The sequence below is a fragment of the Micromonospora sp. WMMD964 genome, assembly GCF_029581455.1.
Classification (GTDB): Bacteria; Actinomycetota; Actinomycetes; order Mycobacteriales; family Micromonosporaceae; genus Micromonospora.
Map to the genome: position 1 here is coordinate 145,548 of NZ_CP120860.1, position 18,017 is coordinate 163,564.

Consider the following 18,017-nt stretch of genomic DNA (forward strand, 5'->3'; position numbering starts at 1 on the left):
GATCCCCGGGACGCGGCCCCCTTGCCGACAACCCTGTCGGAAGGGGGCCGGCCTGCCCACTCCTGGAACGTGTCGTCGGCGCTCAGCCCTTCGGGTTGGGGCCGAAACGGTTCGTGCCCGGCGTGCTGTCCAACACGAAGAACACGATGAGGACGATGAAGCCCACGAGCGGCACCAGCGCGATCAGCAACCACCATCCCGTGCGGTCGGTGTCGTGCAGGCGTCGCACCCCGACCGCCAGCGAAGGCAGCAGCAGCGCCAGGGAGGCGACGAGGCCGATCAAACCGGTGGTGGAGCCCTCGAAGTCCAGTCCCAGTGCACCGTCCAGGATGGACGCGACGATGCTGACCAGGATTGTGAACAAGGCGAACCACCAGTACTCGGACCGGCGGGCGCGGCCCGTGAAGCCGACGTACTTGCTGAGAACCGACTTGACTGCGTCAATGAAGGACATGACTATCCCCGTTCGATTGAGGGGTTTTCAAGGTCATCGCGGAGGCAGCCAAACAGTTCGATCCGGCGAGGTCAAGGGGCGAACAGCCGAGGCGCGGTAGCCGCAGCGCCTATCGGGACCGACCGATGAGGCAAGCGTCACCAACCGGCGAGGCCGCCACCGGGTACGGCGACGAAACGAAAGCACCGACGAGTCGAATCGCTGCCCGGCACCGGACACCCTTCCGGTCACGAACCGCCGGTGCCCGGGTCGGAGACCGACGGCGGCCAGCGGTGCGTACGCCACTGGTTCCAGCTCGCGAATCCGGCCGGTGGTGCGTCGATGGGTTCGCTGCCGTCGAGTTCGCCCGGCGTCGGGATGTCGAACCCGGCGGCCCACTCGGCGAGTTCCCCGTCGGACATCGGCCACGTCGTGTGCGGCGCCTCGGCCTGGCGCCGATCGCGCCGTCTGCGCTGCTCGGCTGGGGCGAGCGCGAAGTAGTGCAGCTCCACCGCCGCGCCGAGGTCTGCCGCCGCCTGCCGCAGGGCAGACCGCTCGTCCCGACTCCAGAGGCCGTAGTCGATCACGACGTTGGTGCCGAGTTCCAGGGCCCGCAGCCCGATCTCGATGAGCCGTCCCTCGATCACGTCCTGGGCCGACGGCGGATTCTCCGGCCCGTAGAGAGCCTTCACCCACTCGTCCTTCGTCAGACGGAGCGCTCCGCGCTCGACCTCGATACGCCGAGCAGCAGTGGTCTTCCCGGTGCAGGGAAGCCCTACCGTCAGGAACAGCGTCGTCATCCCCCGCCTCCGTACGAACGACCCGTCGTCACCGTTTCGGGACGACCCTATGCGCACCAGCCTTTCGCGCCGACCGATCCGGTCGCCCGACCCCTGAGGATGCGCGCGGCCCATCGCATGGATCCACGAGCACCAGGGCACCCCGCACGGCCGCACGTGGTCGCGGTTCTCGTTCGACTCATCGACCGCCCGGCACGGAGTTGAAGAAGTCGAAAAGAAGTCCGGCCGTCTGCGCAGGATCTTCGAGCATGGGTGAGTGACCGACACCGGGCATCAGCTCGACTGTCGCACCCGCAACGCCGCGGTACGCGGCCGCCGACGACGATCGCCACCTCTGGTCGAGCTCACCGAAGATGACCAGCAGTGGCTTGCCGAGGCTCGTGAGCCGATCCGGAAGGTGTCGCTGGGTCAGATAGTCCTCGGACGCCCGCGATGCCGCCGTGAGCGCGTGGTAGGTCATGCCGCGCGTGTCGTCGACGAGCTGCTGCGGGACGGGGAAGCCGGGCGCGAACGCGGTGCTCAAGCCCCGGCGCAGAATCCCATCGGTCCGAAGTCGCCACAGGAGTTGACCCAACACGGGGACGAAGACGAGCTTGCCGACCGGCCCGTCCGAGATGAAGGCGTCCAGGCGCGGTCCCGTGTTGACGAGCGCGAGCGCGGTCACCAGGTCGCTGCGGTGTTCGGCGAGCGCGGTGGCGACGTAGCCGCCGGTGGAGTGGCCGATCACGATGGCCTGTTCGACGCCGAGCTGGTCCAGTGCCTGCCCGACGCGGCGTCCTTGCTGCGGGACGGCATAGCCGCCGCCGGTCGGCTTCGCGGATCGGCCATGTCCGAGCAGGTCGATTCGGATGACACGATGGGACGCTGCCAGCGTCGGGACGATCGACTTCCACCACTCGGTCGAGGCCCCGAGCCCGTGGATCAGCACGAGTACCGGGGCGTCGCGGGGTCCGTCCTGGCTGACGTTGATGTCGCCGCCGTCGAGCTGCAGGATCGTGTCTCCGGTGGCAGGGGCGGACTGCCAGTTCACCGATGCCGCGTTGGCGAGGAGCAGTCCGACGACCGTGAGCAGTGTCGTCGAGGCGATGACGCGCCGTCGCCGGCGGGCGCGGCTTCGACGCGGTTGCTGGTCGGACGCGCGCGGATCGACCTCGTCGACCTGTTTGCCGGAGGCTGGCGATGCCGTCATGAAGTCACTGTCGCTGCCCTGCCGTGCCGCCGGCTTGGACGAATGTTCCCCTCAACCGGCGCGCGTAGGACCTTGGCCGCACTGCGAGGTGCAGGCGTGAGGCTGGGCCGTCGGCACGCCGGGTCGAGGATGCTCCGACGGCTGAATCGTCTACGACATCAGCTCGAAAGGAAGCGTGCAGGACCACCCATCCCGGGCCGGCCGAACAGCGCTCGCGCTCGAAGGATGGACGGCGAGGGCCCCCTCCCGACGACGCTGTCGGGAGGGGGCCCTGCCTGCCTGCGATACGACTACGGCTTGACGTGCGCGTTCACGAACGACGGGTAGCCGAAGACGCTGGAGATGAAGATCCCGCCGGCCTTGGACCCGTGCACGTTGTACGCCACGTCGACGTACATCGGCACCACCGGCGCGTGCTCCTTCATGATCCGCTCGTCGAGCTTGGCCCACTCCGGGCCCTGGTCGGCCGGGGCGAGGGCCAGGATGCGGTCCATCTCGGCGTTGACCGCCGGGTCGTTGAAGTAGGACTGGTTGCTGTTGCCCTCGGCCTTGATGGTGCGGCCGTCGTAGAGCACCGGCAGGATCGACGCCCCGCTGGGCCAGTCGGCCGCCCAGTTACCGATGTACAGGTCCCACGGGTTGTCCTTCTTCTTGATCTCGTCGAGCTTGGCGTCGTCGGAGATGTTCCGCAGCGTGATCTTGAAGCCGGCCCGTTCCAGGTTGGCCTTGAGCTGCGCGCCCTGCTGCTGCTCCGTGGAGTTGTCGGCGACACCCAGCACCAGCTCCGGCGTCTTGCCGCCGAGCAGTTCCTTGGCCTTGTCGACGTTGCCGTTGGGACCGGCCGGGTACGCCTCGTACGCCTTGTAACCGATGGTGGCCGGCGGCATCAGCGTGGTCAGCGGCGCGGCGACGTTCTGGCCGCCGAGCGCCTTGATCATGCCTTCGCGGTCGATGGCGTAGTTGAGAGCCTGGCGGATCTTGAGGTCGGTGACCCGCTGGTTGTTGATGACGAGCTGGTTGGCGCTCGGCGTCGGGGAGAGGATGCTGCGCGACTTGAGCGCGGGGTCACCGGCCACCTTGGCGACCAGCGAGGCGGGCACGGTGTTGAAGGCGAGCGCGCTCTGGTCGGCGCCGTTGTCGGCGATCACCCGGTTGTTGGCGGCGTCCGCGGTCGGGCCGAAGGTCCAGACGAACTGGTCCGGGTACTGGTGCCGCACCGGGTCGGTGGCCGGGTCCCAGTTGGGGTTGCGGTCCAGGGTGAGCTGTACGCCGACCTGGTTCTTGGCGATCTTGTACGGGCCGGACGAGAACGGCTGCTTGTCCACGTCGATGCCGGTGTCCTTGTCGGCGGGCAGCGGCGCGGTCGTCGGCAGTGAGGCCGCGAACGGCAGGTCGCAGCGGGGCTTGGCGAACTCGAAGCGCAGCGTCTTGGCGTCCGGCGTGCTCAGGCCGGGCGGGAGCGACGTCTTGTTCTTCTTGAAGTCCCACTTGGTGTCGAACTGCGCGGTGTCGGCCAGCCACTCCTGGATGTAGGTCGGGCCACCGGAGAGGTCGGGGTCGAAGGACCGGGCGATGCCGTACGCGATCTCCTTGGAGGTGATCGGCCGGCCGTCCTCGAACTTCACCCCGTCCTTGATGGTGAATTCCCAGACCTTGCAGTCGTTGTTGACGTTCTTGCCCGGGGTCTCGGCCAGGTCACCGACCAGGACCAGGCCGCCCTTGCCGTCGTCCTTCCAGGTGGTGAGGTAGCGGGACCAGAGCGGGTTGGCCATCAGACCGGCGAACGAGTACGTCCGCTGCGGGTCGAGGTGGGAGATCGGCGACTCCCGGATGACGGTGAAGGTGCCACCCTTCTGCGCCCCACTCACCTCGGCCGCGGGCCCCTGCGAGTCCTTGGGGTCGGTCGAGATGACCCCGGTCTGCGTCCGGTTGGTGTCCACCGTGGTGCCCTCGCCCGTGTTCTTCGAGCACGCACCCAGTGCCACCACCAGAGCGATCGCGCCGCCTGCGGCAACCGCCACGCGTGGTCGCATGAAATACCCCCTTCAGCCATGTGCCGTGCGATCTCGTCGGGGCGAGAACCACCGACGTCCCGAGGATCGTAAGGAAGAAAACCTACGAGTTGTGTAACAGTTGTCGATAAATTTCGCCATCGGTCACCGCAGCCGTACCCGCGGATCGATGGCCGCGTAGAGCAGGTCCACCAGCACGTTCGCCAGGACCACGAAGACGGCCGCGATCAGCACGGTGGCCATGATCGTGGGTAGGTCACCCGAGCGCACCGCGTCCACCGCCGTACGCCCCAGCCCCTGGATGCCGAACGTCGTCTCGGTGATCACCGTGCCGCCCAGCGCCCCGCCCACGTCCAGCCCCGCGATCGTCACCACCGGGGTGATCGCCGCGCGCAGCGCGTGTCGCCCGTACACCTTCGGTTTGGCCAGGCCCTTGGCCCGCGCGGTCCGGACGAAGTCCTCCGACAGCGTCTCCAACATCTGCGCCCGCGACAGCCGGGCGTAGATGGCCGAGAAGAGGAAGGCCAACGCCACCCAGGCGAGCACCAGCCCACTGGCCCACTTCGCCGGGTTGTCGAAGAGGGAGGTGTAGCTCGGCACCGGCAGCCACCGCAGGTTGTAGACGAAGACCAGCAACAGCACCGCGCCCACGAAGTAGAGCTGCAACGAGGCACCGGTCAACGAGAAGCCGATGGCGACCCGGTCCAACCAGGTGCCCCGCCGCAGCGCGGACACCATGCCCAGCCCGACCCCCAGTAGCAACCACAGGATCGCCGCCGGGATCACGATGCTCAGCGTCACCGGCAACACCCGGGCGATGGTGTCCGAGACCGCCTCGTTGGTGACGTACGACCAGCCCAGGCAGGGCGCGTCGCACCGGCCGCCCTGGGCGCTGCCCAGGTCCCGACCCGTGACGATGCCCTTCATGTAGCCGGCGTACTGGCTGATCAGCGGGTCGTTCAGGCCCAGGTCGTCGCGGACCCGCTCCAACCGCTCCGGGTTGCAGTTCTTCGAGCAGATGCTGCTCACCGGGTCACGCGGCAGGGCGAAGAACATCAGGAAGGTCAGCACGCTCACCGCGAAGAGCGTCAGCGTGGCCGAGAACAGTCGCTTGAGCAGAAATCGCGCCATCGGGTACCCCCTACCGGGACGACTTCGGGTCGAGCGCGTCCCGCAACGCGTCGCCGAAGAGGTTGAAGGCGAACACCAGCGCGAAGATCACGATGCCCGGGAAGAACACGTACGCCGGGTCGGTCTGGAGGTAGTCCAGACTGCGGTAGATCATTCGGCCGAAGCTCGGTGTCTCGTCGCTGAGCCCGACGCCGATGAAGGAGAGCGCCGCCTCGCTGGTGATGAACTGCGGCACCGCCAGGGAGAACGACACCAGGATCGGCGCCCAGATGTTCGGCAGCAACTGCCGGAAGAGCATGTGCCCCAACCCGGCGCCGCTGGCCTTGGCCGCCTCCACGAACTCCCGCTCACGCAGCGCGATCACCTGCCCCCGCACCAGCCGGGCGGTGCTGGTCCAGCCGAAGATCGCGAAGACGGCGATCAGCACGCCCACCCCGAAGGCCGACGACACCTGCCCCCGCTCGCCGTAGAAGCGCAGCGTGATGGTGGGGGTGAGCGCCAACGCGATGATCAGGAAGGGCATCGCCAGGGTCAGGTCGGTGATCCAGTTGACCACCGCGTCGAGCCAGCCACCGAGGTAACCGGCGAGCGCGCCGAGCGCGACGCCGATCGTCGCGGTGATCAACGCGGCGGCGAGAGCGATGAACAACGACGTGCGCAGCCCGTAGACCAGGCGGATGAAGATGTCCCGACCCAGCCCCGGCTCCAGACCGAACCAGTGCTCCCCGGTGACACCACCGGCGTACCCCAGCGGCATGCCGGAGCCGTCCAGCAACTGCTGGAACTGCTCGCGCGGGCCGATCCCGTAGACCATCTCGATCAGCGGGGCGGACAACCCCAACACCATGAAGAACACCAGGAGTACGCCGCTGACCACGGCCGTGCGGTCACGGCGCAGCCGCAGCCAGGCGAGTTGACCGGGTGAACGGCCGACGACGCCCTTCTCGGCGGGTCCGCCCGCGTCCGCGCCGGACTCGATCTCGGCCAGCGCCACACCCTCCACCGGGGAGAGGCTCACGATGACACCTCCTCGACGGTCGGGCTGGTCGACCCGGCCGGTTCCGGGCGCGTGCCGGCCGGTCCCCCTTCGGGGCTCGCGCCGGCCGATTCCCCTTCGGGGAAGTGACACGCGGTGGACTGCCGGCCGCCGTCGCGCGGGACCAACGCCGGATCCTCGGTGGCGCAGAGGTCCTGCGCCTTCCAGCAGCGGGTACGGAACCGGCAGCCCGACGGCGGGTCGAGCGGCGTCGGCACGTCACCGGTCAGCCGGATGCGGCCCGCCGGGCCGAGCCGGGTGACGTCCGGGATCGCCGAGAGCAACGCCCTGGTGTACGGGTGCTGCGGGCGCTCGTAGATGTCCGCCCGGTCGCCGATCTCCACGATCCGGCCCAGGTACATGACGGCGACCCGTTGACAGAAGTGCCGGACCACGGCCAGGTCGTGTGCGATGAACACGAACGCCAGACCCAGCTCCCGTTGCAGGTCACGCAACAGGTTGACGACCTGCGCCTGGATCGAGACGTCCAGCGCGCTCACCGGCTCGTCCGCGACGATCAGTTTGGGCCGCAGGGCCAGCGCGCGGGCGATGCCGATGCGCTGGCGTTGACCGCCGGAGAACTCGTGCGGGTACCGGTTGTAGTGCTCCGGGTTCAACCCGACCAGCTCCAGCAACTCCTGGACCCGGGCCTTGATCCCGCCCGGCGGTCTGATGCCGTTGACCTGCAACGGCATCGCCACGATCCGGCCGACGGTGTGCCGGGGGTTCAGCGACGCGTACGGGTCCTGAAAGATGATCTGGAGTTCCTGACGCAGTGGGCGCAACTCCCGGCGACCGGCGTGCGTGATGTCCCGCCCGGCGAACTCGATGCTGCCGCTCGTCGGCTCCAGCAACCGCACCAGCATCCGGCCAGTGGTGGTCTTGCCGCAGCCCGACTCCCCCACCAGCCCGAGCGTCTCGCCGGGGCGCACGTCGAAGTCGAGCCCGTCCACCGCCCGCACCAGGCCGGTGTCGCGCAGCCCCTGGCGTACCGGGAAATGCTTGGTCAGGCCACGCACCCGCAACAACGGCTCGTCGGTCACCTCCACGGTCCTCCGTTCAGGGCTGCGGTGCTCCGCTGCGCTGCGTTCCTCGCCCTCACACAGCCACCCCCACTCGTGCGACGTCCTCGGCGTAGAACGCGGCGCGCTCCTCGGCGCCCAGGTGGCAGGCGACCAGGTGCCCGTCGCCGCCCGCCGGACGCAGCTCGGGCGTCTCGGTGCGGGATCGGCTGCCGGCGCGGTCCGCGTACCGGCAACGCGGGTGGAACGCGCAGCCGGACGGCAGGTTGATCAGGCTCGGCGGGTTGCCGGGGATCGGCACCAGGTCCGCGTCCGCGTCGCCGTGCAGCGACGGCACGCTGGAGAGCAACCCCCAGGTGTACGGATGCTGCGGCGAGCGGAGCACCTGCTCGACGCTGCCCCGCTCGACGGCACGACCGCCGTACATCACCAGCACGTCGTCGGCGACCTGGCCGACCACGCCGAGATCGTGGGTGATCAGGATGATCGCGGAGTGGAACTCGGCCTGGAGGTCGGCCAGCAGGTCCAGGATCTGCGCCTGCACGGTGACGTCCAGCGCCGTGGTCGGCTCGTCGGCGATCAGCAGCGCCGGGTCGTTGACCAGCGACATCGCGATCATCGCCCGTTGCCGCATGCCGCCGGAGAACTCGTGCGGGTACTGGTCGAAGCGGCGGGCCGCCTGCGGGATGCCGACCCGGTCCAGCATGTCGACAGCCCGCTTGCGGGCCTCGCGGCGGTTGGCCTTCGGGCGGTGCACCCGGTACGCCTCGGCGATCTGTCGGCCCACGGTGTAGTAGGGGTGCAGCGCCGACAGCGGATCCTGGAAGATCATCGCCATGTCCCGGCCACGCAGCCGGCGTACCTCCTCGTCGGGCAGGCCGACCACCTGTCGGCCGCCGATGGAGATCTCACCGGTGATGGTGGCCCGTTTGGGGTCGTGCAGGCCGAGGATGGCCAGCGAGGTGACGCTCTTGCCGGAGCCGGACTCACCGACGATGCCGAGGGTGCGACCCCGCTCGACGGTGAACGACACCCCGTCGACCGCGCGCACCACGCCGTCCGAGGTGTCGAACCGGACGCGCAGGTCACGCACCCGTAGGTAGGCGTCCTCGTTGCCGCGCTGCGTCGGCACGGCGGGATGGTCGTCCGGCTTCCCGGACGGCGCCGGATCCGAGCTGTCCACGGCAACCTCCCTCAGTGACGAAGAGAACTTACAACAGAGTCCCGAGGGTGAAAATAAGCTACAAAGTCGGCACGTGTCAGCGGGCCCGAGCGTAACGAGTCGGCATCGGCCCCGCACCCCCGTCACCTCGCCATCCACGCCCGTTCATGGCCCGGCCCTGGCCCTTGCGCACCCCGCGCCCCACCCCCGCACTCAAGATCCGCGCAACTTCCCCGATGTTGCTGCCTCCGGCACGCGGGAAGCAGCAACATCCCCGATACTGCGCGGATCTTGACGACGAACACCGCCCGGGAGAGACCGGGAGCGGGGTTTTGGCGGGCCACCGCCGTCAAGGTCACGCTCGAACCAGGATTCAGTGGCATCACCGACGCACCGATACCACTACAACCAGGATGTAGTGCGATCTTGGGGCCTGCGGATCCGACCGGAGGAACTGCTCCCCTGACGGGTGTCGGTCGACTGCCCTAGGGTCGTCGCATGACCGAGTTCGACGCGGCCACCGCCGCCGTCCAGGCCGCCCTCGACGCGGGAGCGCGGTACGCCGACGCACGGGTGATGCATCGCCGCTACGAGTCGATGACCGCCCGCAACGGTGACGTGGAGGAGCTGACCCAGGACGAGAGCATCGGGCTTGGCGTCCGGGCGCTCGTCGGCGCCAGTTGGGGCTTCTACGCCGTACCGGATCTCTCCGACGCCGCCGCCCGCGACGCCGGCCGGCGCGCGACGCGTACCGCGATGGCGAGCGCGCGGGTGCCGGGCCCGGCGGTCGACCTGGTGCCCACCGAGGCCGTCACCGCGAGCTGGGCGTCCGGCTGCCAGATCGACCCACTCGGGGTGCCACTGTCGGACAAGGGTGACCTGCTGGTCGACGCGACCCGCGCGATGGTCGAGCACGGTGCGGACCTGGCCGAGGGCCTGTACCAGGTCTGGGACACCGCGAAGTGGTTCGTCTCCAGCGAGGGCCACCGGATCGACCAGCGGATCCGCGAGTGCGGTGGCGGCATCTCCGCCACCTCCATCGGTGACGGCGAGACGCAGCGGCGGTCCTGGCCGAGCTACCGGGGGCAGTACGGCACCACCGGTTGGGAGTTGGTCGAGTCACTCGACCTGGCCGCGCACGCCGCGCAGATCGCCGACGAGTCTCGGGCGCTGCTCACCGCGCCGCTCTGCCCGGCCGGTGAGACGGATCTGATCCTCGGCGGCGAACAGTTGGCCCTGCAGATCCACGAGTCGGTCGGGCACGCCATCGAGCTGGACCGCATCCTCGGCTGGGAGGCGGCGTTCGCCGGCACGTCCTGGTTGGACCTGGCCCAGCTCGGCTCGCTGCGCTACGGCTCGGAGCTGATGAACATCACCATCGATCCGACGATCCCGGGCGCGCTGGGCAGCTTCGGCTTCGACGACGAGGGCTCCCCGGCGGTCAAGCGGGACGCGGTTCGCGACGGTCGCTGGGTCGGTGTGCTCGCCGGTCGGGATTCCGCCGCGATGGCCGGCCTCGACTACGGCGGCAGCGTACGGGCCGACGGGTGGGCACGCCTGCCGATGGTGCGGATGACGAACGTCGGCCTGGAACCCGGCCCGCACACCCTGGAGGAGATCATCGCAGCGACCGACGACGGCGTTCTGATGGACCTCAACCGGTCCTGGTCGATCGACGACAAGCGGCTCAACTTCCAGTTCGGATGCGAGGTCGGCTGGGAGATCAAGAAGGGGCGGCGGGGGCGGATGCTGCGCAATCCCACGTACACGGGGATCGGCCCGCTCTTCTGGCGCTCGATGGACATGCTCTCCAACGAGACGATCTCCTGGGGCACGCCCAACTGCGGGAAGGGCCAACCCGGCCAGATCGGCCACACCGGCCACCCGGCGGCGCCGGCCCGGTTCCGCAACGTCCGGGTGGGGGTGTCCGCGTGAGCGCGAGGAGTGAGCCGGGTTTGCGAGCCCCGCAGTCGCGAACGAAAGGCGGCACGGCATGAGGGAGTTGGAGCTGGCGGGGCAGGTCGTCGAGCTGGTCCGGCAGCTCGGCGGGCCGGCGGCGCAGGCCGATGCGGTGGTGACGCGGGCTGATCTGGCGCTGACCCGGTTCGCCAACTCGGCCATCCACCAGAACGTGGCGGAGTCGACTGTCGGTGTCCGGTTGCGGCTGCATGTGGACGGCCGGACCGCCGCCGGCAGCGGCAGCGTGGTCACCGCCGACGGGCTGCGCGCGCTGGTGGAGCGGACACTGGCCGCGGCCCGTCTCTGCCCACCCGACCCGGGTTGGCCGGGGCTGACCGAGCCGATGCCCACGCCGGACGCGCCGCCCGTGGACGAGGCGACCGCGTACGCCGAGCCGGATCAACGGGCCGACCGGGTGGGCGCGTTCGTGGCCGCCGCCGGGGGCCTGAGCACGGCCGGCTACTGCCGTACCGCGCACCGGTCGTCGGGGTTCGCGAACTCGGCCGGGCACACCGCGTACGGCCGCTCGGCGGAGGCGGCGATGGACGGCATCGCCCGCCGCGACGGCGCGGACGGGGTGGCCCGACGCAGCGCGGACCGGCTCTCCGACCTCGACGGTGCCGCGTTGGGGGCGCACGCGGCGGCGAAGGCGCAGGCCGCGGCCGATCCGGTGGAGCTGCCGCCGGGGCACTACGAGGTGGTGTTCGAGCCGGCCGCGGTGGCGGACCTGTTGCAGAACCTGTCCTGGTTCGGCTTCAACGGCAAGCGGTACGCCGAACGGCAGTCGTTCGCCGAGCCGGGGGTCGCCCAGTTCGACCGGGCGGTGACCCTGGTGGACGATCCGCTGGGCGCGTCGGGCCTGCCGTTCGACGCGGAGGGCACCCCCCGTGGGGCGTTGACCCTGGTCGAGGCGGGCACCACGCGGGCGGTCGCGCACGACCGACGGACCGCCGTGGAGGCGGGTACGCAGTCCACCGGGCACGCGGTCGCGGGTGGCGCCACCTGGGGGCCGATGGCGCGCACCATGCGGCTGGTCGGCGCGGCGGCGGGCCCGGCCGGTGCGAACGGCCGGAGCACCACCGGCGCGGCGGCCGGGGCGGTCGCCGACGCGGACACGGCCGCACTGGTCAGCGGTGTGCGGCGGGGTCTGCTGGTCAGCGACCTGTGGTACACGCGGGTGCTCGACCCGAAGAGCCTCGTCGTCACCGGGTTGACCCGCAACGGCGTCTGGTTGATCGAGGACGGCACCGTCGTGCGGGCGGTACGCGACCTGCGGTTCACCGAGTCGTACCCCCGGGCGCTCGGGCCGGGGGCGGTGCTCGGGCTGGGCGCGCGGCCGGTGCGCCAACCGGATCGGGTGGACGGTGCGTGGTGGACGGCGCCGCCGGTGCGGCTGGCGTCCTGGCACTTCACCGGAGGCGCCTCCGGCTGACGTATCCGGACGGGGGTGCGTGCCGCGGGCGACTCCTCCACAAGCGCCATCGACCGGCACCTCGGCGGTTTTTCCGCAGGCCAGACACACGGGACGGTCCCTTGCGCGGACGGCTCGCAGAGATCGGCGTAACGTGTGTCACTTAGCTGCGTCGGTCGATCCGGCGTGGTCGTTGTGTGCGCAGGACGTGGCAGCGGGTGCGGTTCTCCGGTCCGCGTGCCGACCGGTGAAAGCTCAGCCCGCCCGTACGGGCCCGTCGAGGAGACGACTCGAATGACTTCAACGGCAACGAGGCCGCGGGGGGCGCGGGCGCGCGCCGCCATCGCGGCGAAGACGTTGCGTACCGACCGCTGGTGGTTCGCCCCGCTGATCACCGTGATCGGGCTCAGCGCCTGGGTCGTGTACGCGACGGTCCGGGTCTTCCAGCACGACAACTACTGGGTCGATGACTACCACTACCTGACCCCGTTCTACTCCCCGTGCGTGACCGACCGGTGTGTCGAGGCCGCCTCGCACTTCGGGCGGTTCCTGCCCGGCTGGTGGATCATCCCGGACGCCGCGTTGACCCTGCCGTTCCTGCTGCTGTTCCGACTCACCTGCTACTACTACCGCAAGGCGTACTACCGGTCGTTCTGGCTGTCGCCGCCGGCCTGCGCCGTGCCGGACGGCCACAAGGAGTACGGCGGTGAGACCCGTTTCCCGCTGCTCGGTCAGAACCTGCACCGCTACTTCTTCTACGCCGCCGCGATCATCTCGTTGATCAACACCTGGGACGCGATCCTCGCGTTCCACTCCCCCGAGGGCTTCGGCTTCGGGCTGGGCAACATCATCCTGGTGCTCAACGTGGTGATGCTCTGGGCGTACACCATCTCCTGCCACTCCTGCCGGCACATCATCGGCGGCCGGTTGAAGCACTTCTCCAAGCACCCGGTGCGGTACCGGGCCTGGACGTTCGTCTCGGCACTGAACGTCCGGCACATGCAGCTCGCCTGGATCACCCTCGGCACCCTGGCGCTGGCCGACTTCTACATCATGGCGCTCGCTGCCGGCTGGTTCTCCGACCTGCGGTTCATCAACTAAAGGGCCCCTGACATGACCACTACCACTCGCATCGAGCGACACCACTACGACGTCGTCGTCATCGGGGCCGGCGGCGCCGGTCTGCGCGCGGCCATCGAGGCCCGGCTCGCCGGCAAGAAGACCGCGATCATCTCCAAGTCGCTGTTCGGCAAGGCGCACACGGTGATGGCCGAGGGCGGCGCGGCAGCCGCGATGGGCAATGTGAACAGCCGGGACAACTGGCAGGTGCACTTCCGCGACACCATGCGCGGCGGCAAGTTCCTCAACAACTTCCGGATGGCCGAGCTGCACGCGAAGGAGTCGCCGCAGCGGATCTGGGAGCTGGAGACGTACGGTGCGCTCTTCGACCGCACCAAGGACGGCAAGATCTCGCAGCGCAACTTCGGTGGCCACGAGTACCCGCGTCTGGCGCACGTGGGCGACCGGACCGGCCTGGAGCTGATCCGCACCCTCCAGCAGAAGATCGTCTCGCTGCAGCAGGAGGACCAGCGGGAGTTCGGCTCGTACGACGCCCGGATCAAGGTGTTCTCCGAGACCACGATCACCGAGCTGCTGCTCGACGGTGACCGGGTCGCCGGCGCGTTCGGCTACTACCGCGAGTCGGGCGAGTTCATCCTCTTCGAGGCGCCGGCCGTGGTGCTGGCGACCGGTGGTGTCGGGCGTTCCTACAAGGTCACCTCGAACTCGTGGGAGTACACCGGCGACGGGCACGCGTTGGCGCTGCGCGCCGGGGCGACGCTGATCAACATGGAGTTCCTCCAGTTCCACCCGACCGGCATGGTCTGGCCGCCCTCGGTGAAGGGCATCCTGGTCACCGAGTCGGTCCGTGGCGACGGCGGTGTCCTGAAGAACTCCGAGGGCAAGCGGTTCATGTTCGACTACGTCCCCGACGTCTTCCGCAAGCAGTACGCGGAGACCGAGGAGGAGGCGGACCGCTGGTACACCGACCCGGACAACAACCGGCGTCCGCCGGAGCTGCTGCCCCGCGACGAGGTGGCCCGCGCGATCAACAGTGAGGTCAAGGCCGGCCGGGGCTCCCCCGCCGGCGGTGTCTTCCTGGACATCGCGAGCCGGCGTTCGGCCGACGAGATCCGTCGGCGGCTGCCGTCGATGTACCACCAGTTCAAGGAGCTGGCCGACGTCGACATCACCGCCGAGGCGATGGAGGTGGGGCCGACCTGTCACTACGTGATGGGCGGCGTCGAGGTGGACCCGGACTCGGGTGCCGCGTTCGGCCACGTACGCGGGCTGTTCGCCGCCGGTGAGGTGTCCGGCGGCATGCACGGCTCCAACCGGCTGGGCGGCAACTCCCTGTCCGACCTGCTGGTCTTCGGCAAGCGGGCGGGCGGCCACGCGGCCAGTTACGCCGACGGGCTGACCGCCCGGCCGAAGGTGGCCGTGGACGCGGTCGAGGCAGCCGTGGAGACCGCGCTCGCTCCGCTGCAGCGTGACACCGGCGAGAGCCCGTACACCCTGCAGCAGGACCTCCAGGCGGTCATGGGGGATCTGGTCGGCATCATCCGGCGGGAGGGTGAGCTGGCCGACGCCCTGGTGCGGCTGGCCGAGCTGCGCGAGCGGGTCGCCAAGGTGAGCGCGGCCGGTGGGCGGCGCTACAACCCGGGCTGGCATCTGGCCCTGGACCTGCGCAACATGCTCGTGGTCTCGGAGTGCACCGCGAAGGCGGCGCTGGAGCGGCAGGAGTCGCGCGGCGGGCACACCCGGGAGGACTACCCGGCGATGGAGCCGAAGTGGCGGCAGGTGAACCTGGTCTGCTCGCTGGACGGCGACAACGTACGGCTGACCCGTAAGCCGCTGCCGAAGATGCGGCCGGAGCTGATCGGCCTCTTCGACCGTGCGGAGCTGGCCAAGTACCTCACCGACGAGGAGCTGGCCGACTTCGACGCCCTCGTCGCCGACGCTGGAGAGGCGGACAACCGATGAGCGCGAAGCGTCAGTTCCGGATCTGGCGGGGCGACGAGACCGGCGGGGACCTGCAGGACTACATGGTGGAGGTGAACGAGGGCGAGGTCGTCCTCGACGTCATCCACCGTCTGCAGGCCACCGACGCACCCGACCTGGCCTGCCGGTGGAACTGCAAGGCCGGCAAGTGCGGCTCCTGCTCCATGGAGATCAACGGCAAGCCGCGACTGGGCTGCATGACCCGGATGTCGACCTTCGGCGACGACGAGACGGTCACGGTCACCCCGCTGCGTACCTTCCCGGTCATCCGGGACCTGGTCACCGACGTCTCGTTCAACTACGAGAAGGCACGGGAGACGCCGGCCTTCGCCCCGCCGGCCGACGTGGCACCGGGTGACTACCGGATGCAGCAGGTCGACGTGGAACGCTCGCAGGAGTTCCGCAAGTGCATCGAGTGCTTCCTGTGCCAGACGGTCTGCCACGTGATCCGCGATCACGAGGAGAACAAGCAGGCGTTCTCCGGCCCCCGGTACTTCATCCGGGCGGCCGAGCTGGACATGCACCCGCTGGACACCCGGACCGACCGCAAGGAGTACGCGCAGGCCGAACAGGGCCTCGGTTTCTGCAACATCACCAAGTGCTGCACCGAGGTCTGCCCCGAGCACATCAAGATCACTGACAACGGGATCATCCCCATGAAGGAACGGGTCGTCGACCGCAGGTACGATCCCCTTGTGTGGCTTGGTAGCAAGATCTTCCGTCGGGGCGAGACGCCCCAGACCAGCGTGACCACCGCCCGTCAGGGCTCTGCGACGCCGGGTTCGGCCCACGGTGGGCTGCACTCGCACGCGGGTGGTTCCCACGACTCGCGGGCTGAGGCGCAGGCGCAGAGCGGCGTCAACTGGGACCGGGAGGTGCCCCACCCGACCGCTCCGGCGGTGGACGACCGGGGCAAGCTGCCGCTGACCGAGCTCACGTTCGACCGGCCCGCCGCGCCGTCGCCGTTCGGTGACGACGTGACGTTCCCGCTGCCTCCGGAGCACCTCAACTTCGCGCACCCGGACCAGGACAAGCACTGACCACCCGAACCGAACGGGGGCCGCGGCGACCGCCGCGGCCCCCGTCCCGTTCCCACCCCCACCCCACCCCACGCCGGTGATCAAAGACCCGCCGCCGCCGGGTCCGGCTGGTCCTGGGCGCCGACCGTCGCAACTCTCCGGCTGACCCGGCGCCACCCCGGCATGTCCGTGATGAGCGTGATTCCGCTGTGGCATCTAGATGCCACAGCGGAATCAACGTCGTTCCAATCCTGGCCCGCGGATACCGGACGTTCGGTCACCGGAGGCCGGATCCTGACCGAAATCTCTCGATCGACCGGAAGCAGGGCGGGCCGGGGGGTCAGGGGGTTTTCAGGAGGGGGCGGAGGGCTGCGACGATGGGGGCGTCGGCGGGGAGCCAGGTGACCGAGTCCAGCTCGTCGGCGGTCAGCCAGCGCAACCCCTCGTGCTCCAGGGCCTGCGGCTCGTCGCCGTCGAGCAGGCGGGCGGCGTACACCTTGAGCACCGAACGGCCGTGTGCCATCCGCACGTCCCGGCCGACCCGGTCGCCGATCTCCACGCGTACGGCCAGCTCCTCGACGCACTCCCGGACCAGGGCGTCGACCTCGGACTCCCCCGGCTCGACCTTTCCGCCGGGGAACTCCCACATCCCCGCCACCTCCGGCGGCGCGGAACGCGCGCAGGCGAGCACCCGCCCGTCCCGGATTATCGCCGCACCGACGATCACCTTCAGGTCGCGTCGTTCGGCCTGCCCGCCATCATTAGCCCGTTCGGTCCGCACGGGCGTCCAGGGTGCCAGATCAATCGGCGGTTTGGGTACCGGAACCGTCCGCTAGGCCAATAGAACACGGAAGTGTGGGCGTGGACACCCCTCCCGCGTGGGGAGAGACTAGGGGACACCGACAAGACACGGGATGGCGACGATTTGGCCACAAGCCGGCAACGGCGCTTGGGGGGTGCGGTGATGCGCGTGCTGTTCAGCAGCAGGTCGAAGCACGACTACCTTGCCGACGCGTTGACCTTGCTATCTGGTTGGACGCGCGAAGGGGAGCAGATCCGACGGACGCTCGTGATCGACGATACCCAACACGCGGCGCTAACTGAACGAGTCAAGGTGGTCGCGGACGCGCTGCACCTGCGCCCCGAGATCAGTCGACGGTCCGACAGCACCCAGATCCGGGTCGGGCACGGCAACGGCGAGCCGCTGACCGAGGGCGAGGTCCTGCTGGCCGCGCGCATCGAGGACGCCTACCGGGCGGTCACCGAGTCCTGACGTCCGTGTCGGCAGGCACCTCCGCGTCCTGCGGATACCAGCGCAACTCCACGACGTTGCCGTCCGGGTCGCTGACGTAGATCGAGGTCGCCGAGCCACGGGCGCCGAACCTGTCGACCGGCCCGGTCAGCACCGTGAAGATCCCCGACTCGACCACCTGCTCCCAGTCCAGCGGCGCCACCACCAGGCAGAAGTGGTCGACGTTCGTGCCGTGCCGGTCGCCGTGGACGAGGTCGACGATGCTGTCGCGGCTGATCCGCACGGACGGAAACGGGACTGCGCCCGCGCGCCACTCGTCGACCCGTACCGGTGGCAGCCCGAGCCGGCCGCAGTAGAAGTCGAGCGAGCGCTCCACGTCGGCGACGGTCAACACCAGGTGGTCGAAGCCGGTCACCCGTACCGCGCTCACGCCGGTGCGGTCGTTGTCGATGCTCATGTCGCAGCCCTTCGTTCGGTGTCTCCTGCCGCTTCACGATCTCCGAACGAGGTACGCCGACCAAGACCCGATGC

The 18,017-nt window shown here is 69.6% G+C and carries 16 protein-coding genes; 6 read left to right on the forward strand and 10 right to left on the reverse strand.

Annotation, left to right across the window (positions count from 1 at the left end; genetic code table 11):
- Positions 1–82: 82 nt before the first annotated feature.
- From O7616_RS00670 to O7616_RS00705, 8 genes are all read right to left on the reverse strand, one after another.
- Positions 83–454, reverse strand: a complete 372-nt coding sequence (locus O7616_RS00670) for a DUF805 domain-containing protein (RefSeq protein ID WP_278142555.1) — start codon at positions 452–454, stop codon at positions 83–85.
- A 227-nt stretch (positions 455–681) separates the two neighbouring features.
- Entirely contained in the window at positions 682–1,233 is a 552-nt protein-coding gene (locus tag O7616_RS00675) for an ATP-binding protein (RefSeq protein ID WP_282305216.1), read from the reverse strand.
- A gap of 178 nt (positions 1,234–1,411) precedes the next feature.
- A complete protein-coding gene (locus O7616_RS00680) occupies positions 1,412–2,422 on the reverse strand; it encodes an alpha/beta hydrolase (RefSeq protein WP_282305217.1) in 1,011 nt (336 codons plus the stop codon).
- A gap of 290 nt (positions 2,423–2,712) precedes the next feature.
- Positions 2,713–4,455, reverse strand: coding sequence for an ABC transporter substrate-binding protein (locus tag O7616_RS00685; RefSeq protein ID WP_282305218.1), 1,743 nt, complete (start codon positions 4,453–4,455; stop codon positions 2,713–2,715).
- A gap of 123 nt (positions 4,456–4,578) precedes the next feature.
- Positions 4,579–5,565 (reverse strand): ABC transporter permease, encoded by a 987-nt coding sequence (locus O7616_RS00690; RefSeq protein WP_282305219.1) that lies wholly within the window; start codon positions 5,563–5,565, stop codon positions 4,579–4,581.
- A gap of 10 nt (positions 5,566–5,575) precedes the next feature.
- On the reverse strand, positions 5,576–6,583 hold the full coding sequence (locus O7616_RS00695) for an ABC transporter permease (RefSeq protein WP_282305220.1): 1,008 nt from the start codon (positions 6,581–6,583) through the stop codon (positions 5,576–5,578).
- Entirely contained in the window at positions 6,580–7,644 is a 1,065-nt protein-coding gene (locus tag O7616_RS00700; RefSeq protein ID WP_282305221.1) for a dipeptide ABC transporter ATP-binding protein, read from the reverse strand. The genes O7616_RS00695 and O7616_RS00700 overlap by 4 nt, the downstream gene beginning before the upstream one ends.
- A gap of 55 nt (positions 7,645–7,699) precedes the next feature.
- Positions 7,700–8,755 (reverse strand): ABC transporter ATP-binding protein, encoded by a 1,056-nt coding sequence (locus O7616_RS00705; protein ID WP_282307806.1) that lies wholly within the window; start codon positions 8,753–8,755, stop codon positions 7,700–7,702.
- 528 nt (positions 8,756–9,283) lie between these two features.
- On the opposite strand from O7616_RS00705, the gene O7616_RS00710 reads away from it, so the two are divergent.
- The 5 genes from O7616_RS00710 (at position 9,284) to O7616_RS00730 (ending at position 16,255) form a co-directional block, all read left to right on the forward strand.
- The gene (locus tag O7616_RS00710; protein WP_282256755.1) at positions 9,284–10,720 is read left to right on the forward strand and encodes a TldD/PmbA family protein; all 1,437 of its coding nucleotides are present in this window, start codon (positions 9,284–9,286) and stop codon (positions 10,718–10,720) included.
- A gap of 58 nt (positions 10,721–10,778) precedes the next feature.
- A complete protein-coding gene (locus tag O7616_RS00715) occupies positions 10,779–12,176 on the forward strand; it encodes a metallopeptidase TldD-related protein (RefSeq protein ID WP_282305222.1) in 1,398 nt (465 codons plus the stop codon).
- Positions 12,177–12,449: 273 nt separating this feature from the next.
- Positions 12,450–13,256: a hypothetical protein gene (locus O7616_RS00720; protein WP_282305223.1), complete on the forward strand. Its 807-nt coding sequence runs from the start codon at positions 12,450–12,452 to the stop codon at positions 13,254–13,256.
- A 12-nt stretch (positions 13,257–13,268) separates the two neighbouring features.
- Entirely contained in the window at positions 13,269–15,197 is a 1,929-nt protein-coding gene (locus O7616_RS00725) for a fumarate reductase/succinate dehydrogenase flavoprotein subunit (protein ID WP_282305224.1), read from the forward strand.
- Complete coding sequence (locus O7616_RS00730; RefSeq protein ID WP_282256751.1) at positions 15,194–16,255, forward strand: succinate dehydrogenase/fumarate reductase iron-sulfur subunit; 1,062 nt, start codon at positions 15,194–15,196, stop codon at positions 16,253–16,255. The genes O7616_RS00725 and O7616_RS00730 overlap by 4 nt, the downstream gene beginning before the upstream one ends.
- A 319-nt stretch (positions 16,256–16,574) precedes the next feature.
- On the opposite strand, the gene O7616_RS00735 is transcribed toward O7616_RS00730, so the two are convergent.
- The gene (locus O7616_RS00735; RefSeq protein ID WP_282305225.1) at positions 16,575–17,015 is read right to left on the reverse strand and encodes a (deoxy)nucleoside triphosphate pyrophosphohydrolase; all 441 of its coding nucleotides are present in this window, start codon (positions 17,013–17,015) and stop codon (positions 16,575–16,577) included.
- A gap of 183 nt (positions 17,016–17,198) precedes the next feature.
- Between O7616_RS00735 and O7616_RS00740 the strand changes: the two genes are divergently transcribed.
- Positions 17,199–17,507, forward strand: a complete 309-nt coding sequence (locus O7616_RS00740) for a 4a-hydroxytetrahydrobiopterin dehydratase (RefSeq protein ID WP_088991390.1) — start codon at positions 17,199–17,201, stop codon at positions 17,505–17,507.
- On the opposite strand, the gene O7616_RS00745 is transcribed toward O7616_RS00740, so the two are convergent.
- Positions 17,494–17,943 (reverse strand): VOC family protein, encoded by a 450-nt coding sequence (locus O7616_RS00745; RefSeq protein ID WP_282305226.1) that lies wholly within the window; start codon positions 17,941–17,943, stop codon positions 17,494–17,496. The two genes, O7616_RS00740 and O7616_RS00745, sit on opposite strands and share 14 nt — an antisense overlap.
- Between the last annotated feature and the right edge of the window lie 74 nt (positions 17,944–18,017).

Excerpts from the sequence above, each read along its gene's own strand:
- O7616_RS00675 (WP_282305216.1), bottom strand. The coding sequence starts at position 1,233 with ATGACGACGCTGTTCCTGACGGTAGGGCTTCCCTGCACCGGGAAGACC.
- O7616_RS00680 (WP_282305217.1), bottom strand. The coding sequence starts at position 2,422 with ATGACGGCATCGCCAGCCTCCGGCAAACAGGTCGACGAGGTCGATCCG.
- O7616_RS00690 (WP_282305219.1), bottom strand. The coding sequence starts at position 5,565 with ATGGCGCGATTTCTGCTCAAGCGACTGTTCTCGGCCACGCTGACGCTC.
- O7616_RS00740 (WP_088991390.1), top strand. The coding sequence starts at position 17,199 with ATGCGCGTGCTGTTCAGCAGCAGGTCGAAGCACGACTACCTTGCCGAC.
- O7616_RS00720 (WP_282305223.1), top strand. The coding sequence starts at position 12,450 with ATGACTTCAACGGCAACGAGGCCGCGGGGGGCGCGGGCGCGCGCCGCC.
- O7616_RS00715 (WP_282305222.1), top strand. The coding sequence starts at position 10,779 with ATGAGGGAGTTGGAGCTGGCGGGGCAGGTCGTCGAGCTGGTCCGGCAG.
- O7616_RS00725 (WP_282305224.1), top strand. The coding sequence starts at position 13,269 with ATGACCACTACCACTCGCATCGAGCGACACCACTACGACGTCGTCGTC.
- O7616_RS00730 (WP_282256751.1), top strand. The coding sequence starts at position 15,194 with ATGAGCGCGAAGCGTCAGTTCCGGATCTGGCGGGGCGACGAGACCGGC.
- O7616_RS00710 (WP_282256755.1), top strand. The coding sequence starts at position 9,284 with ATGACCGAGTTCGACGCGGCCACCGCCGCCGTCCAGGCCGCCCTCGAC.
- O7616_RS00670 (WP_278142555.1), bottom strand. The coding sequence starts at position 454 with ATGTCCTTCATTGACGCAGTCAAGTCGGTTCTCAGCAAGTACGTCGGC.
- O7616_RS00685 (WP_282305218.1), bottom strand. The coding sequence starts at position 4,455 with ATGCGACCACGCGTGGCGGTTGCCGCAGGCGGCGCGATCGCTCTGGTG.
- O7616_RS00745 (WP_282305226.1), bottom strand. The coding sequence starts at position 17,943 with ATGAGCATCGACAACGACCGCACCGGCGTGAGCGCGGTACGGGTGACC.